The 25,891-nt window shown below is 74.5% G+C and carries 26 protein-coding genes and 1 riboswitch; of the genes, 8 read left to right on the forward strand and 18 right to left on the reverse strand.

The features are described 5' to 3' along the window. Positions 1-36 precede the first annotated feature (36 nt). On the reverse strand, positions 37-2,412 hold the full coding sequence (locus tag ACIPN7_RS27735) for a glycoside hydrolase family 3 C-terminal domain-containing protein (protein ID WP_400550075.1): 2,376 nt from the start codon (positions 2,410-2,412) through the stop codon (positions 37-39). 71 nt (positions 2,413-2,483) lie between these two features. Between ACIPN7_RS27735 and ACIPN7_RS27740 the strand changes: the two genes are divergently transcribed. Beyond that, positions 2,484-3,608, forward strand: a complete 1,125-nt coding sequence (locus ACIPN7_RS27740; protein WP_400550077.1) for a GNAT family N-acetyltransferase — start codon at positions 2,484-2,486, stop codon at positions 3,606-3,608. 6 nt (positions 3,609-3,614) lie between these two features. Here the strand turns inward: ACIPN7_RS27740 and ACIPN7_RS27745 are convergent, their stop codons facing one another. From ACIPN7_RS27745 to ACIPN7_RS27775, 7 genes are all read right to left on the reverse strand, one after another. Beyond that, positions 3,615-5,108 carry a M81 family metallopeptidase gene (locus ACIPN7_RS27745; protein WP_400550079.1) on the reverse strand — a complete coding sequence of 498 codons (1,494 nt, stop codon included), beginning with the start codon at positions 5,106-5,108 and terminating at the stop codon, positions 3,615-3,617. 106 nt (positions 5,109-5,214) lie between these two features. Next, the gene (locus ACIPN7_RS27750) at positions 5,215-5,643 is read right to left on the reverse strand and encodes a hypothetical protein (protein WP_400550081.1); all 429 of its coding nucleotides are present in this window, start codon (positions 5,641-5,643) and stop codon (positions 5,215-5,217) included. A gap of 139 nt (positions 5,644-5,782) precedes the next feature. After that, positions 5,783-6,448: a response regulator transcription factor gene (locus ACIPN7_RS27755; RefSeq protein ID WP_400550083.1), complete on the reverse strand. Its 666-nt coding sequence runs from the start codon at positions 6,446-6,448 to the stop codon at positions 5,783-5,785. Further along, positions 6,445-7,923, reverse strand: coding sequence for a sensor histidine kinase (locus ACIPN7_RS27760; protein WP_400550085.1), 1,479 nt, complete (start codon positions 7,921-7,923; stop codon positions 6,445-6,447). The genes ACIPN7_RS27755 and ACIPN7_RS27760 overlap by 4 nt, the downstream gene beginning before the upstream one ends. Further along, positions 7,920-9,173, reverse strand: a complete 1,254-nt coding sequence (locus ACIPN7_RS27765; protein ID WP_400550087.1) for a phosphotransferase — start codon at positions 9,171-9,173, stop codon at positions 7,920-7,922. The genes ACIPN7_RS27760 and ACIPN7_RS27765 overlap by 4 nt, the downstream gene beginning before the upstream one ends. Before the next feature lie 187 nt (positions 9,174-9,360). Beyond that, positions 9,361-11,076, reverse strand: coding sequence for a glucose-6-phosphate isomerase (pgi, locus tag ACIPN7_RS27770; RefSeq protein ID WP_400550089.1), 1,716 nt, complete (start codon positions 11,074-11,076; stop codon positions 9,361-9,363). Beyond that, complete coding sequence (locus tag ACIPN7_RS27775) at positions 11,073-11,837, reverse strand: copper homeostasis protein CutC (RefSeq protein ID WP_400550091.1); 765 nt, start codon at positions 11,835-11,837, stop codon at positions 11,073-11,075. Before ACIPN7_RS27775 ends, pgi begins: the two co-directional genes overlap by 4 nt. 75 nt (positions 11,838-11,912) lie before the next feature. Between ACIPN7_RS27775 and ACIPN7_RS27780 the strand changes: the two genes are divergently transcribed. Beyond that, on the forward strand, positions 11,913-13,097 hold the full coding sequence (locus ACIPN7_RS27780; protein ID WP_400550093.1) for a PrsW family intramembrane metalloprotease: 1,185 nt from the start codon (positions 11,913-11,915) through the stop codon (positions 13,095-13,097). A gap of 51 nt (positions 13,098-13,148) precedes the next feature. Here the strand turns inward: ACIPN7_RS27780 and ACIPN7_RS27785 are convergent, their stop codons facing one another. Continuing rightward, complete coding sequence (locus ACIPN7_RS27785; protein WP_400550095.1) at positions 13,149-14,255, reverse strand: M20 family metallopeptidase; 1,107 nt, start codon at positions 14,253-14,255, stop codon at positions 13,149-13,151. Between the two features lie 71 nt (positions 14,256-14,326). Further along, a complete protein-coding gene (locus ACIPN7_RS27790; protein ID WP_400550097.1) occupies positions 14,327-14,680 on the reverse strand; it encodes a DoxX family protein in 354 nt (117 codons plus the stop codon). 125 nt (positions 14,681-14,805) lie between these two features. Between ACIPN7_RS27790 and ACIPN7_RS27795 the strand changes: the two genes are divergently transcribed. Next, entirely contained in the window at positions 14,806-15,189 is a 384-nt protein-coding gene (locus ACIPN7_RS27795; protein WP_400550099.1) for a winged helix-turn-helix transcriptional regulator, read from the forward strand. On the opposite strand, the gene ACIPN7_RS27800 is transcribed toward ACIPN7_RS27795, so the two are convergent. After that, entirely contained in the window at positions 15,186-15,575 is a 390-nt protein-coding gene (locus ACIPN7_RS27800; RefSeq protein WP_400550101.1) for a DUF6069 family protein, read from the reverse strand. The two genes, ACIPN7_RS27795 and ACIPN7_RS27800, sit on opposite strands and share 4 nt — an antisense overlap. 166 nt (positions 15,576-15,741) lie before the next feature. On the opposite strand from ACIPN7_RS27800, the gene ACIPN7_RS27805 reads away from it, so the two are divergent. Next, a complete protein-coding gene (locus ACIPN7_RS27805; RefSeq protein WP_400550103.1) occupies positions 15,742-16,917 on the forward strand; it encodes a sensor histidine kinase in 1,176 nt (391 codons plus the stop codon). Continuing rightward, entirely contained in the window at positions 16,917-17,564 is a 648-nt protein-coding gene (locus ACIPN7_RS27810) for a response regulator (RefSeq protein ID WP_400550105.1), read from the forward strand. Before ACIPN7_RS27805 ends, ACIPN7_RS27810 begins: the two co-directional genes overlap by 1 nt. Here the strand turns inward: ACIPN7_RS27810 and ACIPN7_RS27815 are convergent. The 3 genes from ACIPN7_RS27815 to ACIPN7_RS27825 form a co-directional block, all read right to left on the reverse strand. Continuing rightward, entirely contained in the window at positions 17,561-18,289 is a 729-nt protein-coding gene (locus ACIPN7_RS27815) for an ABC transporter ATP-binding protein (protein ID WP_400550107.1), read from the reverse strand. The two genes, ACIPN7_RS27810 and ACIPN7_RS27815, sit on opposite strands and share 4 nt — an antisense overlap. Then, positions 18,289-19,968 (reverse strand): ABC transporter permease, encoded by a 1,680-nt coding sequence (locus ACIPN7_RS27820; protein ID WP_400550109.1) that lies wholly within the window; start codon positions 19,966-19,968, stop codon positions 18,289-18,291. Before ACIPN7_RS27820 ends, ACIPN7_RS27815 begins: the two co-directional genes overlap by 1 nt. A gap of 89 nt (positions 19,969-20,057) precedes the next feature. Beyond that, positions 20,058-21,131 (reverse strand): thiamine ABC transporter substrate binding subunit, encoded by a 1,074-nt coding sequence (locus ACIPN7_RS27825; protein ID WP_400550111.1) that lies wholly within the window; start codon positions 21,129-21,131, stop codon positions 20,058-20,060. After that, positions 21,127-21,232, reverse strand: a riboswitch (TPP riboswitch). (Overlaps the previous gene by 5 nt.) 37 nt (positions 21,233-21,269) lie before the next feature. Here ACIPN7_RS27825 and ACIPN7_RS27830 point away from each other — a divergent pair. From ACIPN7_RS27830 to ACIPN7_RS27840, 3 genes are read left to right on the forward strand one after another with little or no spacing between them, the layout of a single operon-like run. Further along, entirely contained in the window at positions 21,270-21,551 is a 282-nt protein-coding gene (locus ACIPN7_RS27830; RefSeq protein ID WP_400550113.1) for a DUF4235 domain-containing protein, read from the forward strand. 20 nt (positions 21,552-21,571) lie between these two features. Beyond that, positions 21,572-22,042: a cyclic pyranopterin monophosphate synthase MoaC gene (gene moaC, locus ACIPN7_RS27835; RefSeq protein ID WP_400550115.1), complete on the forward strand. Its 471-nt coding sequence runs from the start codon at positions 21,572-21,574 to the stop codon at positions 22,040-22,042. Further along, complete coding sequence (locus tag ACIPN7_RS27840; protein ID WP_400550117.1) at positions 22,039-22,278, forward strand: MoaD/ThiS family protein; 240 nt, start codon at positions 22,039-22,041, stop codon at positions 22,276-22,278. Before moaC ends, ACIPN7_RS27840 begins: the two co-directional genes overlap by 4 nt. 27 nt (positions 22,279-22,305) lie before the next feature. Here ACIPN7_RS27840 and ACIPN7_RS27845 read toward each other — a convergent pair whose 3' ends face one another. The 4 genes from ACIPN7_RS27845 to ACIPN7_RS27860 all read right to left on the reverse strand — a co-directional run bounded on the left by ACIPN7_RS27845 (position 22,306) and on the right by ACIPN7_RS27860 (position 25,726). Beyond that, the gene (locus ACIPN7_RS27845) at positions 22,306-22,821 is read right to left on the reverse strand and encodes a molybdenum cofactor biosynthesis protein B (RefSeq protein WP_400550119.1); all 516 of its coding nucleotides are present in this window, start codon (positions 22,819-22,821) and stop codon (positions 22,306-22,308) included. Next, positions 22,818-23,732 (reverse strand): sulfite exporter TauE/SafE family protein, encoded by a 915-nt coding sequence (locus ACIPN7_RS27850; protein WP_400550121.1) that lies wholly within the window; start codon positions 23,730-23,732, stop codon positions 22,818-22,820. Before ACIPN7_RS27850 ends, ACIPN7_RS27845 begins: the two co-directional genes overlap by 4 nt. A 203-nt stretch (positions 23,733-23,935) precedes the next feature. Beyond that, a complete protein-coding gene (locus ACIPN7_RS27855) occupies positions 23,936-24,394 on the reverse strand; it encodes an RrF2 family transcriptional regulator (protein WP_400550123.1) in 459 nt (152 codons plus the stop codon). 72 nt (positions 24,395-24,466) lie between these two features. Continuing rightward, positions 24,467-25,726: an AGE family epimerase/isomerase gene (locus ACIPN7_RS27860; protein ID WP_400550125.1), complete on the reverse strand. Its 1,260-nt coding sequence runs from the start codon at positions 25,724-25,726 to the stop codon at positions 24,467-24,469. Positions 25,727-25,891: the final 165 nt, after the last annotated feature.

The raw sequence follows: 25,891 nt of genomic DNA on the forward strand, positions 1-25,891 counted from the left end.
CAGCGATCGCAACGCGTCCGATAGCGCGAGCGGCGCTCAACGGTGCCGGGACGGGCCGCGGCGGGACGGCAAGGTCAGGAGCCTCTCCGCCGCGCGGGTGAGGGGGCCGCCCGTGCCGTTCGCGATCCCGAGCAGATGGCGGAGCCGTCGGTGGGTCACGCCCGATCCCGGCTGGTACGGGAGCCGTTCCAGGGGCATGGCCTGCGTCATGATCATGACGTCGTCCGACAGGCCCGCCGCCCTGAGCAGCGCGGTGACCGTGGGGCCGACGACGGGGTGCGCCATCGCCTCGCCCACCGAGGACCCCGCGGTCAGCAACGTCGCGACGGCGTCCCCGGGCACCTCGACCTCGGCCGCGACACGCAGGTCGCGGCTCGACGCGCCCACCTCGACGCGGTAGGCGCCGCCCTCCACGTGCCACCGGTCGGCGCGCACGTCCCAGAACGCGAGGTCGGAACGGTCCACGACCAGCTCGACCTCCCGGGACTCCCCCGGCGCCAGGTCGACGACGGCGAACGTGGCCAGCGCGCGCGGGGCCCGCGGCACCGCTGATCCCGGCTCGGACACGTAGCACTGCACCACCTCGCGCCCGGCCACGCCGCCGGTGTTGGTGACGGTCAGTCTCGCGGTGAGGCCGACGACGCCGTCGGCCGGCCCGGGAGCGACCGTCAGGTCCGCGTAGGCGAACGTCGTGTACGAGAGCCCGTGGCCGAACGGGTACTGCACGGCCAGGTCCCGCGCGTCGTACCAGCGGTAGCCCACGAAGATGCCCTCGCCGTAGGTGACGTGCAGCCCGGTCCCGGGAAAGCCGGTCCACGCGGGGGTGTCCTCGAGGCGCAGCGGGACCGTCTCGGCCAGCCGGCCCGACGGGTTGACCCGGCCGAACAGGACGTCGGCGAGCGCCCCGCCGCCCGCCTGGCCCAGCAGCCAGCCCTCGACGATCGCGGGCACCCGGTCCGCGGAGCCGGACAGCCGCACCACCGAGCCGTTGGAGAGCACCACGACCACCCGCGGGTTGACCGCCAGCACCTGGTCCAGCACATTGAGCTGGTCGGCCGGGAGCTCGATGTGCTCGCGGTCGCGACCCTCGGCCTCGGCCGACTGCGGCAGACCCGCGAAGAACAGCACCACGCCGGCATCCCGGGCCGCGGCGGCGGCCTCGGCGGCGAGCGCCCCATCCGTGCGCGACTCGTCCGCGAGCGCCCCGCCCGCCGAGCCCGCCCCCAGCCCGTACCCCGGCGCGAACACGACGTCGGTCGCGGAGTCCCGGATCGCCGCGAGGGCGTCGTCCACGTGGGTCGGGACGATCTGGGAGGAGCCCGCGCCCTGGAACCGCGGGGTCCGCGCGAGCTCGCCGATCACGGCCAGGCGCGTGCGCGGGGCGAGCGGCAGCAGGCCGCCGTCGTTCTTGAGCAGCACGATCGCGCGGCTCGCGGCCTCGCGGGCCAGCGCGTGGTGCGCGGCGTCGTGCCAGGCCTCGGGGTCGTCGCCCCGCTCCGCGAGGAGTGCTCCGGGCGCGGGCGCGGCGTCCGTCCCGTCCTCGGCCGGCGCCCGCGCGGCCCGGGCCGCGAGCGCCAGGGCGACGACCCGGGCGGCCGAGCGGTCGACGTCCGCCGGGTCGAGCACGCCGGACCGGACGGCGGCGACGATCTCCGCGACCCGGGCCTCGCCGGCGCCGGGCATCTCCAGGTCGAGGCCCGCGCGGATGCCGGCGAGGCGGTCGTGGACGGCACCCCAGTCGGACATGACCAGGCCCTCGAAACCCCACTCGCCGCGCAGCACGTCGGTGGTGAGCCGGCGGTCCTCGCCGGTGTGCGTGCCGTTGACGCGGTTGTAGGACGACATGAGCGTCGCGGGCCGCGCCCGCGTCACCACGCGCTGGAAGGCGCGCAGGTAGATCTCGCGCAGGGTGCGCTCGTCGACGTCGGCGGAGACGCGCATGCGCTCGGTCTCCTGGTTGTTCGCGGCGAAGTGCTTGACGCACGCGGCCACGCCGCCGCCCTGGATCCCGGTGACCAGGGCCGCGCCGATCTCGCCGGCGAGCAGCGGGTCCTCCGAGACGTACTCGAAGTTGCGCCCGCACAGCGGGCTGCGCTTGATGTTGATGCCGGGGCCGAGCACCACGTCGACGTCGCGCGCCCGCGCCTCGGCGGCAACGGCCGCCCCGACCCGCGCCACGAGGCCGACGTCGAAGGTGCTGCCCAGCGCCACCGCGGGCGGGAAGCACGTGGCCGGGACCGCGCCCTCGATGTCGCCGACGTCGGGGGCGAGCCGGCGCACGCCGTGCGGCCCGTCGGCAAGGTAGACCGGCGGGACGCCGGGCGCCTCGGCCGTGGACCAGAACGAGGCCCCGGACAGGAGCCGGGCCTTCTGCTCGACGGTGAGCGCCCGGGCGCGCGACTTCTTCGTCATGCGGTCACGCTAGCGGCAGCAGGCCGAATAAAAGCCGTGCGCCCCTCGACCGCCCGGAGCACCCTGGGTCCATGACCACATCCTCTGCAGCACCCGCCCCGGCGACGTCGGCGTGGCGGCTCATGGACCCTCCGCACGCGACCTCGCTCGACGACGCCGACGCCTGGGCGTACCGCGGCATCGCCGAGCTGCACGCCGCGGCCGCGGTCGTCGACCTCGGCAACGCGGACGCCGCCCCGACGCCGATCGGGATCCTGGTCGGGATGAACAACCAGAGCTACGTGCGCAAGCTGCGGCGGATCGCGGTGGTGGACACCCCCGCCGGCCCGCGGGTGGTGGGCGAGGCGACGGTGTTCCTGCAGGTCCGCGCCAATCCCGAGCTGGCGATCGGGGGCATCGTGGTGCATCCGGAGCACCGGCGGCAGGGCATCGCCTCGGCCCTCGCGCAGTGGTCGCGCGACACGGCCCGGGCGGAGGGCCGGACGTCGTTCATGACGTACGTCGACTTCGGCCCGGACCGGCCGGCGGGCGAGACGCTGGCCCCGGCGTCGGGCAGCGGCGAGGTCGCCGCCGACCTGCCGGGCGTCCTGCTCGCGCAGAAGCTGGGCCTGACGCTCCAGCTCATCGAGCGCCGCTCCCGGATCGACCTGCCGGTGCTGCCGGAGGCGGTGTCCCGCTTCGAGGCCGAGGCCCGTGCCGTGGCGGGCGACGCGTACCGGGTCCGCACCTGGACGGCACCCACGCCGGAGGAGTGGATCGAGCAGTACGCGGCCCTGGAGCAGGCGCTGTCCGACGACGAGCCGCGCGGCGGCCTGGAGGTCGAGTCGGACGTGTGGGACGTGGAGCGGATCCGCACCGAGGAGGCGGCGATCGCCGCCAAGGGCGACCAGTACGTGGTGACGGCGGCCGAGCACGTGGCCACGGGCGAGCTGGTCGCGATGACCATGCTCCAGTGGAACGACCTCCAGCCCGAGCACACCAACCAGCAGGCGACGGTGGTGCTCAGGTCGCACCGCGGTCACCGGCTGGGGATGCTCGTCAAGGCCGTGAACCTGCGCGAGCACGCCCGGCTGCGCCCGGAGGCGCAGCGGATCTACACCTGGAACAACGAGGAGAACCCGCACATGCTCGCGATCAACATCGCGCTCGGGTTCGTCCCGGCCGGCGGCTGCGCCAACTTCCAGGGCTCGCTCTGAGCAGGGTCAGAGCAGCTCGGGGGTGAGGTCCGGGCCGTCGCCGAAGGCGGCGTCGTCGTCGAAGGGCCACACCGGCCCGCCCAGGCCGGTGTGGCGCAGCCGGCGCGGGTCCTGGTCCACGCCGCCCGGCGTGAGCATCAGCATCCAGTCCTCGGCCATCTCGTAGAGCTCGGTCTCGAGGTTGCCGATCTTCACCACCACGACGTCGGTGCCCCGTGGGTCCAGGCCGATCGCGGTGAAGTCCGACTCCAGGTGGTACGCCCTGCGGCGCTCGGTCAGGACCACCCGCAGGCCGCCCACCGCCACGACGCACACGATGCCGGCGAGCGGGTCGTCCGCGCGCACGTGCTCGACGACGCCCCGCAGCGTGACCGGTCCGTGCGGGCCGTCGTCGACCCGCGCCCCGGCCGCCACCTCGACGGTGGCGCCCACCCCGGCGGCCGCCACCGTACGGGCGGCGTCGGCGTCGGGCAGGGCGGCGTAGATCGCGCTGCGGCCGCCGTCGGCGGGCGGCGTCGCGAAGGCGGGCTCCGCCAGGAGCCGCGCGAGGGTCCAGGTCACGTCGCCCGCGCCCCCGGCCATGGGGTTGTCGCCGGTGTCCGACAGGACGAACGGCCGCGCGTCGCTCGCCCGCACCGCTCGCAGGCACTCCTCGTAGGACCCGGCGGGTGCCACGAAGCCGAACTCCGCGCGGGCGTCCCAGTACCGGCGGGCCAGGCGTTCGGCCTCCCGGGAGATGACGGCGTCGTCGTCGCCCATGACCACCACGGCGGCCCGGCAGCGCGGCTCGTCCGCCCACGCGTAGCCGACCCAGACCGAGGCGTCCAGCACGCCGTCCAGCGTCCCGACCCGCGCGACGTCCTCGTAGAGGCCCTTCGCGGGCTCCTGCCGGGTGCTCGTCCGCTCCCCCGGCAGCAGCACGGGCACCTGCACCCAGGCCTTGCGCGGCCGCCCCGCGCCGTCGGCGCGCCGCAGCAGGTCGGTGGCCGCGCGCTCGCGCGCCTCGTCCTCGTCCTCGTGCGGCGCCGTGCGGTGGCAGGCGATGAGGTCGACGGTCGCGGCCAGGTCGCGGGACACGTTGCCGTGCAGGTCCATGGACGCGGAGACCAGGCAGTCCGGCCCGACGGCGGCGCGCACCGCCCGCGCGAGGTCCGCCTCCGCGTCGGTGTACCCGAGCACGGCCATGGCCCCGTGGATCTCCAGCAGCACCCCGTCGAACGGGCCCTGCGCCTCCAGCGCCAGGCCGATCTCGGTGCGGACCGTCTCGTAGACGTCCGCCGGGACCGCGCCGCCCGGCAGCGCCCCGGCCCGCAGGATGCCCACCCACTCGGCCTCCCGGCGCAGGGCCGTGCCGTCCCGCAGGAACGGGTACCGCCGAACCAGCTCGTTGCCGCGCAGCAGGGTGAACGCCTCCCAGCCCGAGCGGTGCGGGGAGAACGTGCTGGACTCGATCGCCATGCCGCAGATCGCGATCCGCGGTCGACGGTGGATACGGGTCACGCGCGCAGTGTAGGCGGGTCGGGTTACTACTTCCGTACATCTGCCGACATGTCGGAACCTCAGGCCACCGGGGTGACCTGAGGTTCCGACACGTGGCGAACGCGGATCAGTCGTCCAGGTCGTCCGGGGTGTCGTCGTTCGGGGTGTTGTCGGCCGGGGACTGGTAGTTCGCGTCGTTCGGCGAGTCCGCCGACTGCGCGGAGCCCGCCGTGTCGTGCGCCGACTCGTTCGGCGAGTCCGCCGACTCCGGCGACGGGTCGTAGTTCGCGTCGCCCGGCGAGTCCGCCGACTGCGCGGACCCCGGGGTGTCCCGCGCCGACTCGTTGGGCGAGTCCGCGGACTCCGGCGAGTCGTCGGCGGGCGCGGCGGCCGTGCCGCCGGCGGGGGCGGTCCCGCCGGACAGTGCGACGGCGGCGGTCGACTCGGCCCGCGGGGCGGGGTCGTTGAGCGCGGCGGCCGTGCTCGCGCCCGCGATGCCGATCACGGCGGCCGTCCCGACGACGGCCCAGCGCTTCTTCATGGTCGAGGGGTTCATGCGACCGACCTCCCGGGTCTCCCGGCACCCCCGTCGGGTGCCTGCTGACGACGAGTCTGCTGCGCCAGGATGAGGCGACGAGGAGAGCCGGATGAGACAGCTCTCATGTGGTCCGGGCGGCCGCGGCGCCGTCGGGGCGTCATCCCCGGAACCGGTAGCCCGCGCCCCGCACGGTCTCGATCCGGTCCGCGCCCAGCTTTCTGCGCAGGTACCGCACGTACACGTCCACCACGTTGGACCCGGGGTCGAAGTCGTACCCCCACACGCGCGACAGGAGCTGTTCGCGCGACATGACCTGCCCCGGGTGCTGGAGGAACACCTCCGCGAGCGCGAACTCCCGCGCGGACAGCTCCACCTCCCGGCCCGCCACGGTCGCGGTGCGCGTGCGCAGGTCCAGCCCGACGCCCCCGTGCTCCAGCCGGTCCGACGGCGCGGCGTCGTACGCCGCCTTGCGCAGCCGCAGCCGGATCCGGGCGAGCAGCTCGTCGAACCCGAACGGCTTGGACATGTAGTCGTCCGCCCCGCCCTCCAGGCCCGCCACCCGGTCCGACAGCGAGTCGCGCGCGGTGAGGATGACCACGGGCAGCGTCGAGCCGACGTCCCGCAGCCGCTGCAGGACCGTGAACCCGTCCAGCACGGGCAGCCCGATGTCCAGCACCATCAGGTCGTAGCCGCCCGACATGGCGTGGCCGAGCGCCGAGGCGCCGTCGGACACCACCGTGGGCTGGAACCCGTGCGCCTTGAGGCCCTTGCGCACGAACTGCGCGATGCGCTCCTCGTCCTCCGCGATCAGGATCTGGTTCACGCCGCCTCCTCCTCCGTCGCGCCTCGTGCCGCCGGTCGCTCGCCCTGCCCGGGTCCGGCCACGGGCCAGGTCATCACGAACCGCGCGCCGCCCCCGTCGGAGCGTTCCACCACCACGTCCCCGGCGTGCCCCTGCGCGATGGCCCGCACGATCGCGAGGCCCAGGCCGGAGCCCGAGACGCCGCCCGCCGTGCTCCCCCGCGCGAACCGGTCGAAGATGCGGTCCGCCTCCTCGGGCGGCACACCGGGCCCGGTGTCCCGCACCCAGAGCCGGACGACGCGGCCGGAGGCGCCGTCGAACACCTGCGTGCCGATCCCCACCTCGTCGTCGGCGCCGGTGAACTTGACCGCGTTGTCCGCGAGCTGGAGCACGGCCTGGGTGAGCCGGTGCGCGTCGGCGGAGACCTCGACGTCGGCGCGCGCGTCCACCACCCAGCGGCGGTCGCCCAGCGCCCGCGCCTTGTCGTGCACGTCGTCCGTGAACCGGCCCAGGTCCACCGGGGCCGGGGCCACGAAGTCGGACCGCTCCGCCTTGGCGAGCAGGACCAGCTCCTCGACGATCTGCCCCATCCGGGAGGTCTCGTCCAGCAGCAGGTCCCGGGTCTCGCGCACGTCCGCCGGGTCGTCCGGGTCGAGCACCTCCAGGTGCCCGCGCAGCACCGTCAGCGGCGTGCGGAGCTCGTGCCCGGCGTCGTCCAGGAACTGGCGCTGCGTCTCGATGGCCGTGGACAGGCGGTCGAGCATGGTGTTGAAGGCGCCGGCCAGCTCGCCGAGGTCGTCGTCGGTCGCGACGGGCACGCGCTGGGACAGGTCGGTCTCGGTCACCCGGGTCGCGGTGGCGCTGAGCTGGCGCAACGGGCGCAGCAGGCGGCTGACCACGAGCCAGGCGAACAGGCCCAGCAGCACCAGCGCCACGCTGCAGACGATCGCGTACGTTCGCATCACGGCGGTCTCGGCCTCGAGCGACTGGTCCAGCGCGGACGCCATGACGTAGGCGCCCACCTCCTGCCGGTCCGGCACGGTCACCGGGACGACGACGAACCACACCCGGCCGATCTCCGTCTCGATCTCGCGCTGGACGGTCGTGGACGACTGCGGCGTCAGCCCGTCCACGACGTCCTGGACCAGCTCGCTCTCCACGACAACCCGGCTCGCCGCGGGCGGGTTGGACTGCTGGTGCGCGCCGTCCAGGTAGCTCACGAACATCTCGTTGGAGCCGGGGACGTTGCGCTCCATGGCCACGCTCATGAGCCGTCCCGCGCCGTGGAAGTCCTCGCCCGTCTCCGGGTCCACGCCGTCGGCCGCGAGGCGCTGCAGCTCGCCGATCTCCTGGTCGAAGTCCTCGGAGATGTCGTCCATGATCTGCTGGGACTGGATCGCGTGGGTGAGCAGGCCGGCCCCGAGGAGCCCGATGGCGGTCACCGCCACGACCACGGCCACGACCTTGGCCCGGACCGACGGACGGCGCAGGCTCATGCGCCGCCCACGCCGGCGGTCGCGAGGCGCGACCCGTCGAGCCAGGCCGCCACGACGTCCAGGCGGCGCGACGTCGCCGCCTGCCAGTGCCGCTCCTGGACCCGGTGCGGGCCGGTGGCCAGGGAGAGCAGCACGCCCGCGACGCGGGCGGCGAGGTCGCTGCGGTCCGCGCCCCGGGTGCCGGGTGCCGTCACGAACCCCGCCGCGTAGTCGGCCGCGAGCCGGCGCATCCGGGACGCCCGGGCCACGTGCGTGGGGTCCGACCCGCCCACGAGCGACAGCACGTCGATGTGCGCCACCAGGCAGGCCAGGTCGTCGGCGCGGTGGCCGGGACCCGCGGAGTCGACGTCGAGCAGGCCGGTGACCCGCCCGTCGGTGAGCATGATCTGCGCCTCGTACAGGTCACCGTGCGTCGGGTCGGCGCCCGCGCCGCGCTCCGCGAGGCGGGCGGCGACCGCGCCGGCCAGGTCGCTCGCCCGGCCGGCCTCGGCGGGCAGCGCCGCCCCGATCACGCCCGCGTAGTGCTGCGCCGACTCGCTCCAGGCCGGGCGTCGCGGCAGGTCGCGCACCTCGGCGGGCAGCCGGTCGAGCAGGTCTAGGATCGCGGACGGGGACGGGATGCGGCCCCCGTCGCGGACGGCGGTGCGCATCTCGGTGCCGTGCAGCGGGGACAGCACCAGCAGGCCGTCGTCGGACCAGCCGAGCGGGCGCGGGACCGGCAGCCCGGCCCGCGACAGCAGCGCGTGCCGCTGGTGCAGGTCCGCGACCTTGCGCGGCCGCAGCACCTTGAGGAACACGTGGGACGCCGCCGCCGTGGCCTCCAGCACGGCCCGCCGGGTGGGCCGGTAGGCACGCACCTTGAGCTCGGGGTGCGCGCGTTCCCGCGGGCCCACGCCCAGCCCCGCCAGGAGCTCCTCGACGGCGACGGGGTCGAACGCGCGCGGCAGGGCCGGCAGCGCCGGGTCGACAGGGAACCGCCACACGGCGACCGTCGCGTCGCCGTCGGACAGCGTGACCACGCCCGGCTTGCGCCCGTCGCGGGCCCGGCCCACGCTCGCACCGAGCGTCTCGGAGCGTTCGACGCCGTTCCAGCGCACCGTCGCGCGGTACGCCACCGTCGTCGTCGAGCCGGGGCGGTGGTCCACCTGCCGCACCCGCCAGTCGACCAGCTCCCCGCCCGCCGTCGCCACGGCGGCGTCGAGGAGCCCCGCGGCGGACTCGCCGGTCAGCAGATCGAGGTGCGTGTTCACCCAGCCATCCTCGCAGCCGGTCCACGCCGAAGCCTTCCGATTCGGATGAGAATCCTCTAACCCACGCACCGAGGTGCCCTCGGGGAAACCTGTACGCCCGGAGGGAGGTAACGCTGAGCTAGCAGTGCTATCTCTCCGTTACCTCCCTCCGGGCGTACAGGTTTCCCCGAGAGCCAGGCCGCCGGCGTCAGGCGCGCAGCTCGCGGTACTTCGCGATCAGCGCCGCCGTCGACGGGTCCTGCGCCGCGAGCGCGGCCTCGTCGCCGGCGACCGCCGGGGCGATCTCCAGCGCGAGCTTCTTGCCGAGCTCGACGCCCCACTGGTCGAACGAGTCGATGCCCCACACGACGCCCTGCACGAACGTGATGTGCTCGTAGAGCGCGACGAGCTGCCCCAGCACGGACGGGGTCAGAGCGGGCGCCAGGATGGACGTCGTGGGCCGGTTGCCGCTGAACACCTTCGCCGAGACCAGGTCCTCCGCGACGCCCTCGGCCCGCACCTCGTCCGCCGTCTTGCCGAACGCGAGCGCCTTGGTCTGCGCGAAGAAGTTCGCGAGGAACAGGCCGTGCACGTCGGCCCCGGCGGCGACGGCGCCGCCGTCGCCCACGGCGTCGGCCAGCGGGTAGGCGGGGTTGGCCACGGCGATGAAGTCGGCCGGGATGAGCCGCGTGCCCTGGTGGATGAGCTGGTAGAACGCGTGCTGGCCGTTGGTGCCGGGCTCGCCCCAGAAGACCTCACCGGTCTCGGAGGTGACGGGCGTGCCGTCCCAGCGCACGGACTTGCCGTTGGACTCCATGGTGAGCTGCTGCAGGTACGCCGGGAACCGGTGGAGCTGCTGCGCGTAGGGCAGGACGGCGTGCGTGTGCGCGTCGCGGAAGTTCACGTACCAGACGTTGAGCAGGCCCATCAGGGCGGGCACGTTGCGCTCGAACGGCGTGGTGCGGAAGTGCTCGTCCATGGCGTGGAAGCCGCCGAGGAAGTCGGCGAACGCGTCGGGCCCGATCGCGACGGCGAGCGAGGTGCCGATGGCCGAGTCCACGGAGTAGCGGCCGCCCACCCAGTCCCAGAACCCGAACGCGTTGGCGGGGTCGATGCCGAACGCCGCGACCTTGTCCAGGGCGGTGGACACCGCGACGAAGTGCTTCGCGACGGCGTCGGCGCGCCCGTCCTCGGAGTCCTCGATGGCCCCCGCGGCGACGAGCGAGCGCCACAGCCAGTCGCGCGCGAGCCGCGCGTTGGTGAGGGTCTCCAGCGTGCCGAAGGTCTTGGAGGCGACGATGAACAGTGTGGTCGTCGGGTCCAGGTCAGCGGTCTTCTGGGCGACGTCGGTGGGGTCGATGTTCGAGACGAACCGGACCTCCAGGCCGTCCTGGACGTAGGGCTCCAGGGCCTCGTACGCCATGACGGGGCCGAGGTCGGAGCCGCCGATGCCGATGTTCACGATGGTGCGCACGGCCTCGCCGGTGACACCGGTCCACTCCCCGGAGCGGACCTTCTCGGCGAACGCGTAGACCTTGGTGAGCTCGTCGGCCACGTCGGCGGTGACGTCCTGGCCGTCCACGGTCAGTGCCTCGTCCGACGGGCGGCGCAGCGCGGTGTGCAGCACGGCGCGGTCCTCGGTGACGTTGATGTGCTGCCCGGAGAACATGGCGTCGCGGTGCTCCGCGAGGCCCACCTCCTCGGCCAGGGCGAGGAGCGCCGCGAGCACGTCGTCCGTGACCAGGTTCTTCGACAGGTCGACGTGCAGGTCGGCAGCCTGGTGGCTCAGGCGCCCGGCGCGCGCCGGGTCTTGGGCGAACCAGCCGCGCAGGTCGGGCCGGAGGTTCTTGGAGAGCTCGGTGAGCGAGCCCCAGGCGTTGGTGGTGGTGGCGTCGACAGGCACACGGGCCGGCTCTGAGGTCATGACTCAACCGTAGTGCGGAGAGCCCTGGCCGCAGCCTCGGCCAGTGTCTGATCCGTCACCTCGTAGCCGGCGTCGCCCCCGCCGCCGGGGCCGCCGGCGTCGGTCACGGTCCGCCTGGCGGACAGGTGGACGGCGTCCACGCCCACCCCGAGCAGGGCCGGGACGTCCGCGGCGGTGACGCCGCCCCCGGCCATGATCTCGATGCCGAGCTCGGCGCTGCGCTCGACCAGGGCGGCGAGGCGGTCCAGGCCGTCGGCCGCACGGGCCGCGCCGCCGGAGGTCAGGACGCGCGCGACGCCCAGCTCGGACAGCGTGTCGAGGGCCGCGATCGGGTCCGCGACCACGTCGATCGCCCGGTGGAACGTCACCTCGGCGTCGTCGGCGGCGGCCACCAGGCTGCGCATCCGCGCCACGTCCACGGTGCCCGACGGCGTCAGCGCGCCCAGCACGACGCCGTCCGCGCCGGCGTCGACCGACAGGACGACCTCGCGGAGCATCAGGTCGTGCTCGGCGGCCGAGTAGACGAACCCGCCCGGCCGGGGCCGGACCAGGACGTGCACCTCCAGGATCGGCGCGCTGTCCGACGACGGGACCACCGCCGCGGCGTCGATCACCGCCTCGATCAGCGCGGCGCTGGGCGTGATGCCCCCGGTGGCGCCGAGCGCGGAGCAGAGCTCGACGCGCCGGGCACCGACGTCGGCAGCGATCACCGCCCCGGCCGGGTCCTGGACAGCGAGCTCGAGCGCGACACGTTGGGGCACGTGCGCCAGCGTAGTCGTGCGCGGGGCGGCCGTTCGCCCGCCGTGACGGGGAGCGAGTCGGTAGGGTCCCATGGCATGGCCATCGATCCCAGTGCGATCCTCCAGGGTCGCGCCCCCGGGCGTGCCCCTGTCGGAGTGATCGTCGGGATCGTCTTCGCGTCCGTCTGCCTCCTCGTGATCCTCGCGTTCGACGCAGTCACGGGCGGGGCGTCGTTCGTCGTCGGGCTGCTGCTCGCGCTGCTGCCCGTCGCGGTGTGGCTGCCGCTGGTGCTCGCGCTGGACCGCCTGGAGCCCGAACCGCCGAACGCCCTGATCTTCGCGTTCCTGTGGGGCGCGGGCGTGGCGGCGCTGTTCGCGAGCATCCTGAACACGCTCGGGCTGTCGCTGCTCACCGAGACCGAGCTCACGGGCGAGGAGGATGGCTGGTACCTCGTCGCGACGTTCGGCGCGCCCGTGGTCGAGGAGCTGCTCAAGGGCGCCGTCCTGTTCGGCATGCTGTGGTGGCGGCGGCAGGAGCTGAACGGTGCCACCGACGGCGTCATCTACGCCGCGATGGTGGGGCTCGGCTTCGCCGCGACGGAGAACGTCCAGTACTTCATCGACGCCCTCGACTCCGACCAGCTCGGTTACGTGTTCGTGCTGCGAGCCGTGGTCTCGCCGCTGCTGCACCCGCTGTGCACGGCGATGACGGGGATCGGCGTCGCGGTCGCGGCCCTGGCCGGACCGGGCCGGCTGCGCCGCACGGCACCGCTGTACGGGCTGCTGGGCGCGATCGTCCTCCACAGCCTGTGGAACGGCTCAACGAAGTTCGGCGTGGTCGGCCTCGCGGGGGCGTACCTCGTGGGGCTCGTGGTGCTGATCGTGCTGATCGTGATCCTGGCCCGCGACCGGCGTCGGATCGTCCAGCTCATCGAGCACTACCTGCCGCTGTACGGGCCGGTCGGCATCATCACCCCCGACGACCTGCGCATGCTGTCCAGCCTGCCGGGTCGCCGCGCGGCCCGGCGCTGGGCCCGGTCGGCGGGCGGCCGCCCGGCCGAGCGAGCCATGACCGACTACCAGCAGGCCGCGACCGAGCTCGCGCTGCTGCACCAGCGGGCCGGTGCCCAGCGCGACCTGGACCCGCACGGCCTGGAGCAGCAGCGGCAGTACCTCGTGTGGGTCATGCAGCAGGCGCGGGCCGCGTTCGTCGCGCGGCTGCCGCAGCCGCCGGCGTCGCCGTGGGGCGCGACGGGCTTCCGCCCCCCGAACCAGTCCTGACGTGTCAGACGTACAGGTCACCGGAGTGACCTGTACGTCTGACACGGGGCGTCACGCCCCGACGAGGTCCACGATCAGCGCGCGGAGCAGCGCCGTGCGGTCGGCGATCCGGTCCACGAGCACGTGCTCGTCGTCGGCGTGCGCGCCCCCGCCCACGGCGCCGAGCCCGTCGAGGGTGGGCGTGCCCACGCCCGCCGTGAAGTTGCCGTCGGACGCCCCGCCCACGGCAACGTCGGTGAGCTCCGGCAGGTCCGCCTCCCGGGCCAGCCGGGAGGCCCGGGCGAACAGGTCGACGGACAGCGCGCGCTCCAGCGGCGGCCGGTTGATCCCGCCCTCGATCTCGAGCGCGGCGCCGGGCAGCACGGGCGCCAGCGCCCGCAAGGCGGCGTCGACCCGCTCCTGCTCGGCGACCGTGCGGGCCCGGACGTCCACCGCGAACGACGCCTCGGCCGGCACGGTGTTGCGCGTGGTGCCCGCCGCGGCGACCGTCGGCACCACGGTGGTCCCGAGCTCCGGGTCGCCCAGCGCGGCGACCGCGAGCACCTGGTGCGCCAGCTCGACCACAGCGTTCACGCCCTTCTCGGGCTCCAGCCCGGCGTGCGCCGCCCGGCCCTTGACCAGCACCTCGTAGATCGAGGTGCCCTTGCGCTCCACCTTGAGCGCGCCGCCGTCCGCCGAGGCCTCCAGGACCAGCGCCGCCGCCGCCCCGCGCGCCTCGTCCTCGATGAGCGCCCGGGACGACGGTGAACCCAGCTCCTCGTCGCCCGTCACCAGCAGCGTGACGCCGGTGCGGTCCCCCAGGGAGCCAAGCACGTGCAGCGCCATGGCCAGGCCGGTCTTCATGTCGAAGCTGCCAGGGCCGCGCAGCACGCCGTCCGCGACGCCGAACGGGTGCGTGCGCAGCGAGCCCAGCGGCCACACCGTGTCGTGGTGCGCGAGCACCAGCACGCGCGTCGGGCCGCCGAGCCGCCACCGCAGGTGGATGCCGAGCCGTTCGGGCTCCACGCCCAGGTGCGCCGTGCCGAGCCGGGCCACCAGGTCGGCGGACCGGGCCAGCGCGGCCGGGTCCTCCGACGGCGACTCGCACTCGACCAGGGTCCGCAGGTCCTCGATCAGGGCGCCGGTGTCGGGTCGGGCGGGAGTCTCGTCGATAGCCATGGAGGCACGGTATCCGCCCGGCCGGGCCCGCCGGCCGGCGGGTCCGCGCGGTTGTCAGAGCCGCCGGGCGGTCAGAGCGAGAGCAGGCGCAGCGTCAGGGCCGCCGCCGAGAGCAGCAGCAGGGCACCAGTCGGGCCCACTCCGGCCCAGTCCTTCGCCCGGACGTGCGTGACGACCGCGCCGAGGAAGTAGAGGACGAAGCATCCGGTGGCCGCGATGCCGATCGGCGCCCACCAGATCCCGGCGAGGGTGCCGAGCGCGCCGGCCACGAGCAGGGAGCCGAGCACGGGGATGAACCGCCTGGGCACTCCGAGCTTGGCGGTGAGCGGCTCGACGACCTGCGGGTTGCCCGTCAGCTTGCCGTACCCGCTGAACGCGGTGGCCAGGATCAGGAGTGACGAGACGATGACAGAAGCGACGAACACGGGTCCTCCGGGGACGATGGCCGGGCGGAACCGGCGGGAAAGGGCGCCCGGTCCGGGCGCCCCCTGAATGGTCCGGTACCCGCCGGGGCTTGCCAAGGACCGGGTTAGCAACTCACTATGGGTAAGTGACCTCAGCAGCGACCAGACCAGCGTCCCCGGCCTCCGCGACCGGCCCGGTGGACGCGGACGCGTGCACCCTCTTCCAGCGCACCGTCGAGCTGGCGGGACGCCGCTGGTCCGGCGCCATCCTGTTCGCCGCGGTCGCGGGCGCACGGCGCTTCGTCGAGTACCGCCGCGCCGTCCACGGGATCTCCGACCGGCTGCTGACGCAGCGCCTGCGCGAGCTGGAGCGCCAGGGGTTCATCGCGCGCGAGGTGGTGCCGACCATGCCCGTGCAGATCCTGTACACCGCGACCCCGGCCGGCGCCGAGCTGATCGCGGCGCTGCGTCCCCTGGGCGAGTGGGGCCTCCGGCACCGCGACGTGCTCGAACAGGGGAACGACTACTAGGCCCTGCGCAGGCCCAGCGCGATGACGGCGCCCACCACCAGGTGCTCGACCACCAGGAGCGCGACCGTCGCCGGCGTGGTGCCGCCGGCAGCGCCGGTGAGGGACACGAGCAGGGCCACGCCGCAGAGCACGAGCCACACCACCTCGCCGCCGCCCTTGGTGAGGCGCGCGACGACCGCCCGCCCGCCCCAGCCGGCGAAGCCGGCCACGAGCGCGGCGACGGCCGCCGCGACGACGGTCACGGGCTGGGTGCTCGCCCCCGCCTGCGCCTGCGGGTCCACGCCGAGCGCTGCCCCGACGAGCCAGACCGCCACGGCGGCGACGGCGGCGGTGAGCGGCACTGCCCAGGCGGGCCACGGGCTACGGGTCACCGAGTTCTCGGCCATGAGTCCTTCTCCTTCTCGGCGCGTCCGTCGCGCCTGGTCACAGCCTCCTGGCGCGACTGCGGCCGGGACATCCGTCCGGGGTACCGAGCCGGGTCACCCTTCGGTAGCGGCACCCCCGACCTTGGTCGGTGTCCGACCCCGGGGCGCCGTGCGTAGTGTCACCGGCATGACAGCTGGTGACCCGCGGGACTGCCCGCCCGACGACACCGTGCGCACCCGTCCCCCGCGGCGTTCCGCGGTACTCGCCATGGTGCTGCTCGGGGTCCTGACCCTCGCGACCGTGCTGAGCCGGCAGGCGAGCGGCGGCACCGCGCTGCCCCTGGACATCCTGGACCTGGTGGTCGCGGTCGTGTCGCTGGCGCTGCTGCCCCTGATGTGGGCCCGCCGGTCGGTGCCCGTGGCGCTCACGCTGGCCGCGCTGTCGGCGCTCTCGCCGGGCGCGACGCCGGCCGCGACGTCCGGGGTGCTGCTGATCGCCCGGTGGTCGCCGCTGCGCACCGCGGTCCTCGTGGCGGCGGCGAGCGCGGTGGCGCACGCGGCGCAGGGCCTGTGGCGGCCGCCGTCGTTCCCCCTGGGCTGGTGGCTCCTGTGCGACGTCGCCGTCCACGCCGCGCTCCTCGGCTGGGGCGCCTACCTGCAGGCGCGCGCCCAGCTCCTCGCCGACCTGCGGGCCCGCGCCCGCCGCGCCGAGGCCGACCGCGAGCAGGCGCTGGAGACCGCCCGGTCCGGGGAGCGCAACCGCATCGCCGCCGAGATGCACGACGCGCTGGGGCACCGCCTGTCCCTGCTCGCCGCGACGGCGGGCGCCGTCGAGTACCGGCCCGACGCTCCCCCGGAGCAGCTCGCGGCGGCGGCCGGGCGGGTGCGCACCGGCGCCGCCGAGGCCCTGGAGGACCTGCGCCGGCTCGTCCGCCTGCTGCGCGGCGGGTCGGACCGGCTGGCCCCGCCGCCCACGCTCCGCGACATCCCCGGGCTCGTGGACGCGGCCCGCTCCGTGGGCGCTGCTGTCGTGCTCGACCAGTCCGACGAGCGGACGTCCGCCGGGCCCGGCGACGCCGAACCGTCGCCCGCGGTCGCCATCGCCGCCTACCGCGTGGTCCAGGAGGGCCTGACGAACGCCCGCCGGCACGCGCCGGGCGCGGCCGTCCGGGTCGCGGTGACCACGCGCGCGGACGAGGTCCGGGTGGTCGTGGCCGACGACGGCCCCGCACGCGCCGCCGACGTCGAGCCCGGCACCGGCCTGGTCGGCCTGCGCGAACGCGTGGAGCTGCTGGACGGCACGCTCGACGCGGGCCGCTCACCTGCTGGTTTCGTCCTGGAGGCGCGGATACCGTGGGCCTGATGGAGACCCGCCTCGTGATCGTCGACGACGACGCCCTGGTCCGTGCGGGCCTGCGCCTCATGCTCGACGGCGCCGAGGGCATCCGCGTGGTCGGCGAGGCCGCCGACGGCGGGGACGTGGCGGAGGTGCTCGACGCCCACCCGGCCGACGTCGTGCTCATGGACCTGCGCATGCCCGGCGTCGACGGGATCGAGGCCACCCGCCGGGTGCGGGGCCGGCCCTCGCCGCCGGCCGTCGTCGTGCTCACGACCTTCGACACCGACACCGAGGTGGTGGGCGCGCTGCGCGCCGGGGCCGCCGGCTACCTGCTCAAGGACATGCCGCCGGCCCGGATCGCCGCGGCGGTGCGCGCCGCGGCCGACGGCGAACCCGTGCTCGCGCCGGACATCGCCCGCCGCCTGATGGAGACGGTCGCCGCCGGGGGCGGCGAGTCGCGGGACGCCCGGAGCGCCCTCGACCGGCTCACGAGCCGGGAGCGCGACGTCGCCGTCGAGATCGGGCGCGGCTCGTCCAACGCGGAGATCGGACGGCGGCTCTACCTCAGCGTCCCGACCGTGAAGGCGCACGTCTCGAGCGTGCTGGTGAAGCTGGGCGTGGAGAACCGCACCCAGGTGGCGCTGCTCGTCCAGCAGGCCGGCGCGGCCTAGGCGCGCAGCCCCAGGAACTCCGCCACCCGGTCCGACGCCGGCGCGGTGCGCAGCTCCTCGGGAGCGGCCACCTGGAGCAGACGGCCCCGGTCCATGACCCCGACCCGGTCGGCCACCGCCGAGGCCTCGGCGTGGTCGTGCGTCACGAACACGGCGGTGGTCCCGGTCTCGACGAGCGCGGCCCGCACCTCGCCCGCCAGGCGTTCGCGAAGCTGCCGGTCGAGCGCGGACAGCGGCTCGTCGAGCAGCAGCAGCCGTGGCCGCGGCGCCAGGGCGCGCGCGAGCGCGACCCGCTGCTGCTCCCCGCCGGACAGCGTGGGGACCGCCCGTTGCTCGTACCCGGCCAGCCCCACGAGCTCCAGCAGCTCGGCGACCCGCGCGTCCCGCTCCTGACGGGTGAGCGGCAGGGTCTCCAGCCCGTAGGCCACGTTGCGCCGCACGTCCCGGTGCGGAAAGAGCTGGCCGTCCTGGAACATCAGCCCGAACCGGCGCCGGTGCACCGGCAGCCGGCCGACGTCGGCGCCGTCGTACAGCACCTGGCCGCCCGCCAGCGGCTCCAGTCCCGCCACGGCGCGGAGCAGAGAGGACTTGCCGCACCCGCTCGGTCCGAGCAGCGCCAGCACCTCGCCGGGCGCCACGGTCAGCGAGACGCCGTCCACCGCCGTCACGCCGGCCGCACCGGTCCCGTACCGGACCGAGACGTCCCGGATCTCCAGCCCCGTCATCAGAACTCTCCTCCCGCGCGGTCGTCGCGCAGTCGCTCCGCCACCATCATCACGGTCGCGGTCAGCGCGGCGAGCACCACGGACGCCGCGAGCGCCATTCCGTAGTTCTCCGCCCCGGGCCGTCCGATGAGGCGGTAGATCACGACCGGCAGCGTGGCGCCGTCGGGCCGGGCGAGGAACGACGTCGCGCCGAACTCGCCGAGCGACACCGCGAACGCGAACCCGGTGGCCAGCCCGACCGACCGCAGTGCGATCGGCAGGTCCACGGTGCGCAGCACGCGACCCGGTCCGGAGCCGAGCACCGAGGCAACCTCGCGCAGGCGCGGGTCGATCGCCCGGAGCACGGGCAGCACGGTGCGGACGACGAGCGGCACGGCCACGACGGCCTGCGCCACCGGCACGAGCAGCCCGGAGGTGCGCAGGTCCACGCCGAGCACGGGCTGGTCCATGGTGATGAGAAAGCCGAACCCGACGGTCACGGCGGAGACGCCCAGCGGCAGCATGAACAGGCCGTCGAGCGTGCCGATGGCCCGGCGCGCGCCCACGGAACGGGGCCGCCGGGACACGACGAGCGCCACGAGACCACCCACGACCAGGGCGATCAGGGTGGCGGTCAGCGCGATCCGCAGCGACGTCGCGGTGGCCTCCCACACGGTGACGACGAGTGCGTTCCGCTCGCCGGTGGTGCCGAGCGCCAGGTAGTTCCCCGGGCCCCACGACCCGTCCGGCTCCCGGAACGAGCGGACGACGAGCCCGGCGAGCGGCACCGCGATGAGCCCGGCGACGATCGCGGTGCCCGCGAGCACCGCGCCCACGTCGGCGGGCGACCGCCAGGACAGCGGGCGTGCCGAACGCCGCGCGGAGACGAGGTGCAGGGCGGCCTCGCGCCGCCGTCGGGCGCGTGCGGACACGGCCAGGGCCGCGGAGATGACGACGAGCTGCAGGATCGACAGCACCGAGGCCGAGCGCAGGTCCAGGAACTGGGTCGTGCGGGTCCAGATCTCGGTCTCGATGGTGCCGTACCGCACGCCGCCGAGCACCAGCACCACCCCGAACGCCGTGGCGCAGAACAGGAACACCACCGACGCCGCCGACGTGATCGCGGGCGCGAGCGACGGCAGCGTGACGGTCCGGAAGACCCGGGCCGGTGCCGCACCCAGCGAGGCCGCGGCCTCCTCGGCTCGGGGGTCGAGCCGCTCCCAGAGCCCGCCGACGGTGCGCACCACCACGGACACGTTGAAGAAGACGAGCGCGACGACGATCCCGGCGAGCGACTCCTCCAGCCCGAGGAACCCGAGCGTGCCGCTCGGCGCGAACAGCGCGCGGAACGCGACGCCGACCACCACGGCGGGCAGCACGAACGGCACGGTCACCAGCCCGCGCGCCAGGCTGCGCCCGGGGAACGACCGCCGGTACAGCAGGTAGGCGAGCGGCAGGCCCAGCAGCACGGAGAACGCCGTGCCGAGCACGGCCTGGGTGAGGGTGAGCCCCACGAGCCGCCACGTGCGCGGGCGGGTGAGCACCTCGACGAACCCGGTGAGGTCGAGCGCGCCGTCGGGCACGAACCCGCGGACCACGAGCGCCGCCACCGGCCACGCGAAGAAGACCGCGAGGAAGCCGAGGGGGACGGCGACCGCCGCCCCCCAGAGCAGGGGTGCGGGCCGCAGGCCGTGCCTCATCAAACTCCGCCCTTGGTGGGCTGAGCCTGCGGCTCCACTCCGGGCGGGTGCCTCGTTCCTCGGCCCCCACCCTGCGCTGCGCCTCCGGCTCAGCCCACGACCGTCGCGGTCCACCGTTCGATCCACTCGTCGCGGTGCTCGCTCACGTCGGCCGGGTCCACCTCGAACGGGGCGTCGGCCTGGGGCGCGAACTTCTGCCAGTCGGCGGGCAGCTCCACGGCCGCGTCGGCCGGGTACATGTACATCGACTCGGGCAGGGCGGCCTGGACGTCGTGAGTGAGCAGGAAGTCCACCAGCGCCCGGGCGCCCTCCGGGTTGTCGGAGCCCGCGAGCACACCCGCGTACTCGACCTGCCGGAAGCAGGTCTCCAGCAGCGCGCTCGTGGTCGACTCCGAGCCGTCCTCGCTCACCGTGAACGCCGGCGACGTCGCGTAGGACAGCGCGAGCGGCCGTTCGCCGCCCTCGCCCGCCCCGGAGAAGTCGACGTAGTACGCGTCCTCCCACGAGTCAGCGACCTTGACGCCGTTGTCGACGAGCGAGGCCCAGTAGTCCTCGAACCCGTCCTCGCCGAACGCCCCGATCGTCGCCAGCAGGAACGCGAGCCCCGGGGACGACGTCGCCGGGTTGGTCACCACGAGCAGGTCCTTGTACTGCGGGTCGGCGAGGTCCTCCAGCGTCGTCGGCACCTCCAGGCCGGACTCCTCGAACCACGCCTCGTCGGCGTTGACGCAGACGTCGCCCTGGTCGACGGGCGTGAGCGCGCCGCCGAGCTGCTCGGCGCCCTCGGGCAGGTCCGCGGACGTGTACTCCTCGACCACGCCGGCCTCCAGCGCGCGGGAGGCGAACGTGTTGTCGATGCCGAACACCGCGTCCCCGAGCGGGGCGTCCTTGGTGAGCACGAGCTGGTTCACCAGCGTGCCGGCGTCACCCGCGGCGCTGACCTCGACCGTCGTGCCGGACTCCTGCTCGAACTGGTCGATCAGCTTCTCGTCGAGCGCCCAGGAGTCGTGGGTCACCAGCGTCACGGTCCCCGGGTCGCCGGCGCCGGACGCGTCGTCGCCGGAACCGGAGCCGCCGGAGCACCCGGCGAGCAGCAGCGCCGCCGACAGCGCGACCGCGACGGTAGGGATGGTGCCCCCGTGGGCACCGGAAAGACGCGACATCATTCCTCCGACTTCCTCCGCCGGTGTTACCCGGATCAGGTTCAAGGGTCTGCGGCTCTCCGCACTCTCAGCGCCATCGGGGCGCTCCCCTGTCGTTTCCATGCAGCCTAGTCGGCTGCCGAGGACTACGGTGTGGAGATGGCCCAGATTGAGACGGAACAGACACTCGGCGAGAAGGTCGGCACTCTCGCCCTGACGATCGCGGCCGGCTGGGTCGCCCAGAAGGCGGTCAGCATGATCTGGAAGGGCGTGACGGGTAACGACGCGCCCAACAAGCCCGACGACCCGGAGCTGGACCTGCTGCAGGCGACCGTGTTCGCGGCCGTCGCCGCCGGGACCGCGGTCTTCGCCAAGCGCCTCGCCGCGAAGGGTGCCCACCGCGCCGCGGTGCGGATCGCCGCGCGGCGCAGCGCCGTGTGAGGGCATGACACCCTGGTGCCGTGAGCTTCACGCACCTCGATGACCGCGGCCAGGCCCGCATGGTCGACGTCACCGCCAAGCAGCCGACCGTCCGCTCGGCCACGGCCTCCGGCCTGGTCCGCTGCACCCCTGCCGTGATCCAGGCGCTGCGCGACGGCGCCGTGCCCAAGGGCGACGTGCTCGCGGTGGCGCGCATCGCGGGCATCGCCGCGGCCAAGAAGACGCCCGACCTGCTGCCGCTGGCCCACGTGATCGGCGTGCACGGTGCGGCGGTGGACCTGGAGGTGACCGACGACGGCGTCGTCGTCACCGCGACCGTCCGGACGGCCGACCGCACCGGCGTCGAGATGGAGGCGCTCACCGCCGTAGCGGTCGCCGGCCTCGCCGTGATCGACATGGTGAAGGGCCTGGACAAGTCGGTCACGCTCGCGGACGTCCGGCTGGAGCGCAAGACGGGCGGCAAGTCGGGCGACTGGGTGCGTGCCGAGTGATCACGGTCCGCTACTTCGCCGGCGCCCGGGAGGCCGCGGGGCGCCCCACCGAACAGCTCGACGGTCCGACGTCGGTCGCCGCCCTCCGCGGCGCCCTCGCCTCCGCCCACCCGGCCCTGGGTGCCGTGCTGCCGAAGTGCGCGCTGCTGGTCGCGGGCGCCCGGGCCACGGCGGACGAGGCGACCGTGCCGGACGGCGTCACGGTCGACGTGCTCCCGCCCTTCGCGGGCGGCTGACACCGGCCACCCGGGCCGACAGTCCTGCTACCCCGGCACCGGAGCCGGGTGGTCGCCGCCCTCGAGCTGGGAGCGGACGTGCGGCCAGAGGGCGAGCACCACGTCGAGGCCGTCCCGCACGCCCCCGGACGAGCCGGGCAGGTTCACCACGAGCGCTCGCGTCCCGGCCGTCGCACGTGCCACGCCGACCAGCCCCCGCGAGAGCGCGGCGGTCGGGATGCCCGCGGCGGTGCCTCGCTGTCGCACGGCCTCGGCGACGCCCGGGACCTCGTAGTCCAGCACCTCGCGCGTGCCCTCGGGCGTGAGGTCGCGGGGCGTGATCCCCGTGCCCCCGGTGGTCACCACCAGACGAGCGCCGGCGTCGAGCGCGGTCCGCAGCACATCGCGGACCGGCTCGACGCCGTCGGGAACCAGATGGGTGACCAGGTCGGTGAACCCCGCCGTACGCAGGATCCGCGCCGCCGTGGGGCCGGACCGGTCCTCGGCCTCGCCACGGGCACAGCGGTCGGAGACGGTGATCACCGCTACCTGGTCGGACGTCATGCCGACACGCTATCGGCCTCCGGCTTCTCGCTCACGGCGGCCTCCTCGGCCAGGGCCTTGCGGTGCGCCCGCACGGACCAGACGACGGCGGCGGCCCAGGCCAGCCAGATCACCACGTAGATCGGGATCTTCACCGGGTCGGAGGCGGCGATCCAGTCGCTGTTGAGCAGCGTGCGCGAGTTGGTGAGCACGATGACGCCACCCACCAGCGAGCCCAGGATGCGCGGCGGCACCAGGCGCACCAGCCAGGCCGCGATCGGCGCCGCGATCAGACCACCGATGAGCAGGGCGAGCACCCAGGTGAAGTCGATGCCCTCGCCGCTGAGGCCGACGAAGAAGCCGGCGCTGGCGGCGACGGCCACCAGGAACTCGCTCGTGTCGATCGAGCCGATCACCTTGCGCGGCTCGAGGCGCCCGCTCGCGAGGATGGCAGGCGTGCCGACCGGGCCCCAGCCGCCGCCGCCGGTGGCGTCGAAGAATCCGGCCACGAGGCCGAGCGGACCGAGGAACCTCTTGCGCAGCGGCTTGTCCGAGCGGGTCGGCAGGCCCTGCACCGTGAAGCGCAGCAGCACGTAGAGGCCCAGCAGGAGCAGGATCACCGACATGACCGGTCCGGCGACCTCCGTCGACAGCGACGAGAGGAACGTGGCACCGGCAAAGGCGCCGATCGCGCCGGGGATGCCGATCTTGGCGACGACCTTCCAGTCCACGTTGCCGAAACGCCAGTGGGAGGCGCCGGAAGCGAGGGTCGTGCCGATCTCCGCGAGGTGCACGGTCGCCGACGCTGCGGCGGGGTTGGTGCCGATGGCCAGCAACAGCGTGGTGGAGGTGACGCCGTAGGCCATGCCCAGACTGCCGTCCACCAGCTGCGCGCCGAGGCCGACGAGCGCCAGCAGGATCAGGGTTCTCATGGTCGTGACCTTCCAGGTCCGGGGGATGCGACACAGGGCCATGGCAAAGTCGGGCCCGCGTCAAGGTAACCACCTAACCCGGTCGGAAACAACAAGCATCTCAGAGATCGGATAAGTGCGCATGAGAAGGCCGGGTGAAAGCCCCGCGATCTCTCGGAGTTCGGCCGGACCGAGTGCGGCCGGACGTCAACGTCCGGTCAGGGTCAGGAGTTCGACCAGGCCGAGTCGCCCTCGGTCAGAGCGCGGATGTCCTCCGGCAGCGTGCCGCCCACCAGGTCCGCGAGGGACACCGCCTCCAGCACGGCGCGCACGTTGGCCCGCAGCGCCACCCACACGTGCAGGAGCGGCGCGGCCGCCCCCTGGAACTCCAGGTCGGACGGCCGGTTGCCGCGGACGAAGACGAGCGGCCCGTCCACGGCACGCACGACATCGGCGATCGTGATCGAGTCCGCGGGCCGGGCGAGACGGTACCCGCCGCCGGCGCCACGGTGGCTGGTGACGAGCCCGTCGCGACGCAGGTCGCTCAGGATCCCCTCCAGGAAGCGGTGGGGGATGTCCTGCGCCCGGGCCAGGGCCTCGGCGCGGACGGGCCCGTCGTGGTCGGCAGCCGCCAGCTCGGCGGCGGCACGGACGGCGTAGTCGGCTCGTGCGGAGATCCTCATGGCTCCATTGTCTCCCGCCCGCGGCGCCGGCACGCACGACGCCGTGGAAGCACCCCTGCCCGCGGGCCTCCGTCAGGCCAGGATCTGGCCCGCCTTCTGGGCCGACGCCGCGAACGACCCCGTGAGCGGGAGCTCCGGCAGGATCACCGCCTGGGCGGCGTGGTAGACGTCGGGCTTGCCCACCCAGGTGAGCCCGGACGGACGGTTCTCGGTGTCGAGCTCGTGGTGCCACGACCCGTGCTCGGCGTCGACGAGGTGCTCGCGGATCCAGGCCCACCACTCGCGCTCGAGCTCGGCGTACCGCGCGTCCCCGGTGACGCGCGCCAGCACGTTCGCCGTGGCGGCGCCCTCGGCCGCGACCCAGTGGAAGCGCCGGGGCTCGACGGGCGTGCCGGCCCAGTCCGTCGTGTAGACGAAGCCGCCCCCGCCCTCGCCGTCCCAGCCGTCCGTCACAGCACGGTCGAAGAGCGCGGCGGCGGCCGCGGTCCTGCGTCCGGGCGTGCCCGCCTCGGCGTCGATCTGCAACAGCAGGCGGGCCCACTCGAGCCCGTGCCCCGGCGTGGCGCCGTACGGCTTGAACTGGTCGCGGGGCCGGTCCGCGTTGTACTCGAGTAGCGGGTTCCAGTCCGCGTCGAAGTGCTCGGGGATCCGCCAGTCGTTGGCCTCGGCCCAGGCCACGACCTGGTCGCCGATCGCCGACGCCCGCTCCAGCCACAGCGCGTCCCCGGTCGCGGCGTGGGCCGCGAGCAGCGCCTCGACGGAGTGCATGTTCGCGTTCACGCCCCGGTACTCCGACGTCGAGGCCCAGTCGCGCGACCGCTCGTCCAGGTGCAGGTTCCGCTCGGGCTCCCAGAACCGCGCGTCGAGCACGGCGAGGGCCTCGGTGAGCAGCTCGGACGCACCGGCGATACCGGCGACCTTGCCGGTCGAGGCCGCGAGCACCACGAACGCGTGCGCGTACGCCTCCTTGGTACCGACGAGCTCGTCACCCTCGCCGCGGGCGGCCAGCCACCCGCCGAACTCTGCGTCGGCCAGCACCTCACGAAGCCCCGAGAGCGCACGCGCGGCGTACTCCTCCGCCCCGCTCACACCCAGCAGGTGCCCGACGGCGAAGCTGTGCGCCATGCGCGCCGTGATCCACGTCTCGACGGGGTGGGAGGCGTCCGGGCGGCCCTCGTCGTCGAGCCAGCACGCGGCGCCGTCCGCGCGGATGGAGGCCTCGGCGAAACGCAGCAGCGAGACGAAGTGGTCACGACGCCACGCCGCGTCGGCGCTGCTTGCGGGCTGGGTGCTGGTGGAGCCCGCGGCAGTGCGGGTCGTGTCTGCGTTCACACCGCCACGATAGCCGCGGCCGCTGTGCGGCCCGCAACTTGCCTGAGTACCGGACGGCCGGCCGTACCGTCCCGGAAATGCAGGAAGGGGGTGGGAGCGGGTCGCTGTTGCGACCCTGCTCCCACCCCCTTCCAGGAATGGTTGTCCGGCGGCGTCCTACTCTCC

It is taken from the genome of Promicromonospora sp. NPDC090134 (genome assembly GCF_044746965.1).
Classification (GTDB): domain Bacteria; phylum Actinomycetota; class Actinomycetes; order Actinomycetales; family Cellulomonadaceae; genus Promicromonospora.

Coding starts and splice junctions, on each gene's coding strand:
- ACIPN7_RS27735 (WP_400550075.1), bottom strand. CDS start 2,412: ATGACGAAGAAGTCGCGCGCCCGGGCGCTCACCGTCGAGCAGAAGGCC.
- ACIPN7_RS27740 (WP_400550077.1), top strand. CDS start 2,484: ATGACCACATCCTCTGCAGCACCCGCCCCGGCGACGTCGGCGTGGCGG.
- ACIPN7_RS27750 (WP_400550081.1), bottom strand. CDS start 5,643: ATGAACCCCTCGACCATGAAGAAGCGCTGGGCCGTCGTCGGGACGGCC.
- ACIPN7_RS27760 (WP_400550085.1), bottom strand. CDS start 7,923: ATGAGCCTGCGCCGTCCGTCGGTCCGGGCCAAGGTCGTGGCCGTGGTC.
- pgi (WP_400550089.1), bottom strand. CDS start 11,076: ATGACCTCAGAGCCGGCCCGTGTGCCTGTCGACGCCACCACCACCAAC.
- ACIPN7_RS27780 (WP_400550093.1), top strand. CDS start 11,913: ATGGCCATCGATCCCAGTGCGATCCTCCAGGGTCGCGCCCCCGGGCGT.
- ACIPN7_RS27785 (WP_400550095.1), bottom strand. CDS start 14,255: ATGGCTATCGACGAGACTCCCGCCCGACCCGACACCGGCGCCCTGATC.
- ACIPN7_RS27800 (WP_400550101.1), bottom strand. CDS start 15,575: ATGGCCGAGAACTCGGTGACCCGTAGCCCGTGGCCCGCCTGGGCAGTG.
- ACIPN7_RS27805 (WP_400550103.1), top strand. CDS start 15,742: ATGACAGCTGGTGACCCGCGGGACTGCCCGCCCGACGACACCGTGCGC.
- ACIPN7_RS27810 (WP_400550105.1), top strand. CDS start 16,917: ATGGAGACCCGCCTCGTGATCGTCGACGACGACGCCCTGGTCCGTGCG.
- ACIPN7_RS27815 (WP_400550107.1), bottom strand. CDS start 18,289: ATGACGGGGCTGGAGATCCGGGACGTCTCGGTCCGGTACGGGACCGGT.
- ACIPN7_RS27820 (WP_400550109.1), bottom strand. CDS start 19,968: ATGAGGCACGGCCTGCGGCCCGCACCCCTGCTCTGGGGGGCGGCGGTC.
- ACIPN7_RS27825 (WP_400550111.1), bottom strand. CDS start 21,131: ATGTCGCGTCTTTCCGGTGCCCACGGGGGCACCATCCCTACCGTCGCG.
- ACIPN7_RS27830 (WP_400550113.1), top strand. CDS start 21,270: ATGGCCCAGATTGAGACGGAACAGACACTCGGCGAGAAGGTCGGCACT.
- ACIPN7_RS27845 (WP_400550119.1), bottom strand. CDS start 22,821: ATGACGTCCGACCAGGTAGCGGTGATCACCGTCTCCGACCGCTGTGCC.
- ACIPN7_RS27850 (WP_400550121.1), bottom strand. CDS start 23,732: ATGAGAACCCTGATCCTGCTGGCGCTCGTCGGCCTCGGCGCGCAGCTG.
- ACIPN7_RS27855 (WP_400550123.1), bottom strand. CDS start 24,394: ATGAGGATCTCCGCACGAGCCGACTACGCCGTCCGTGCCGCCGCCGAG.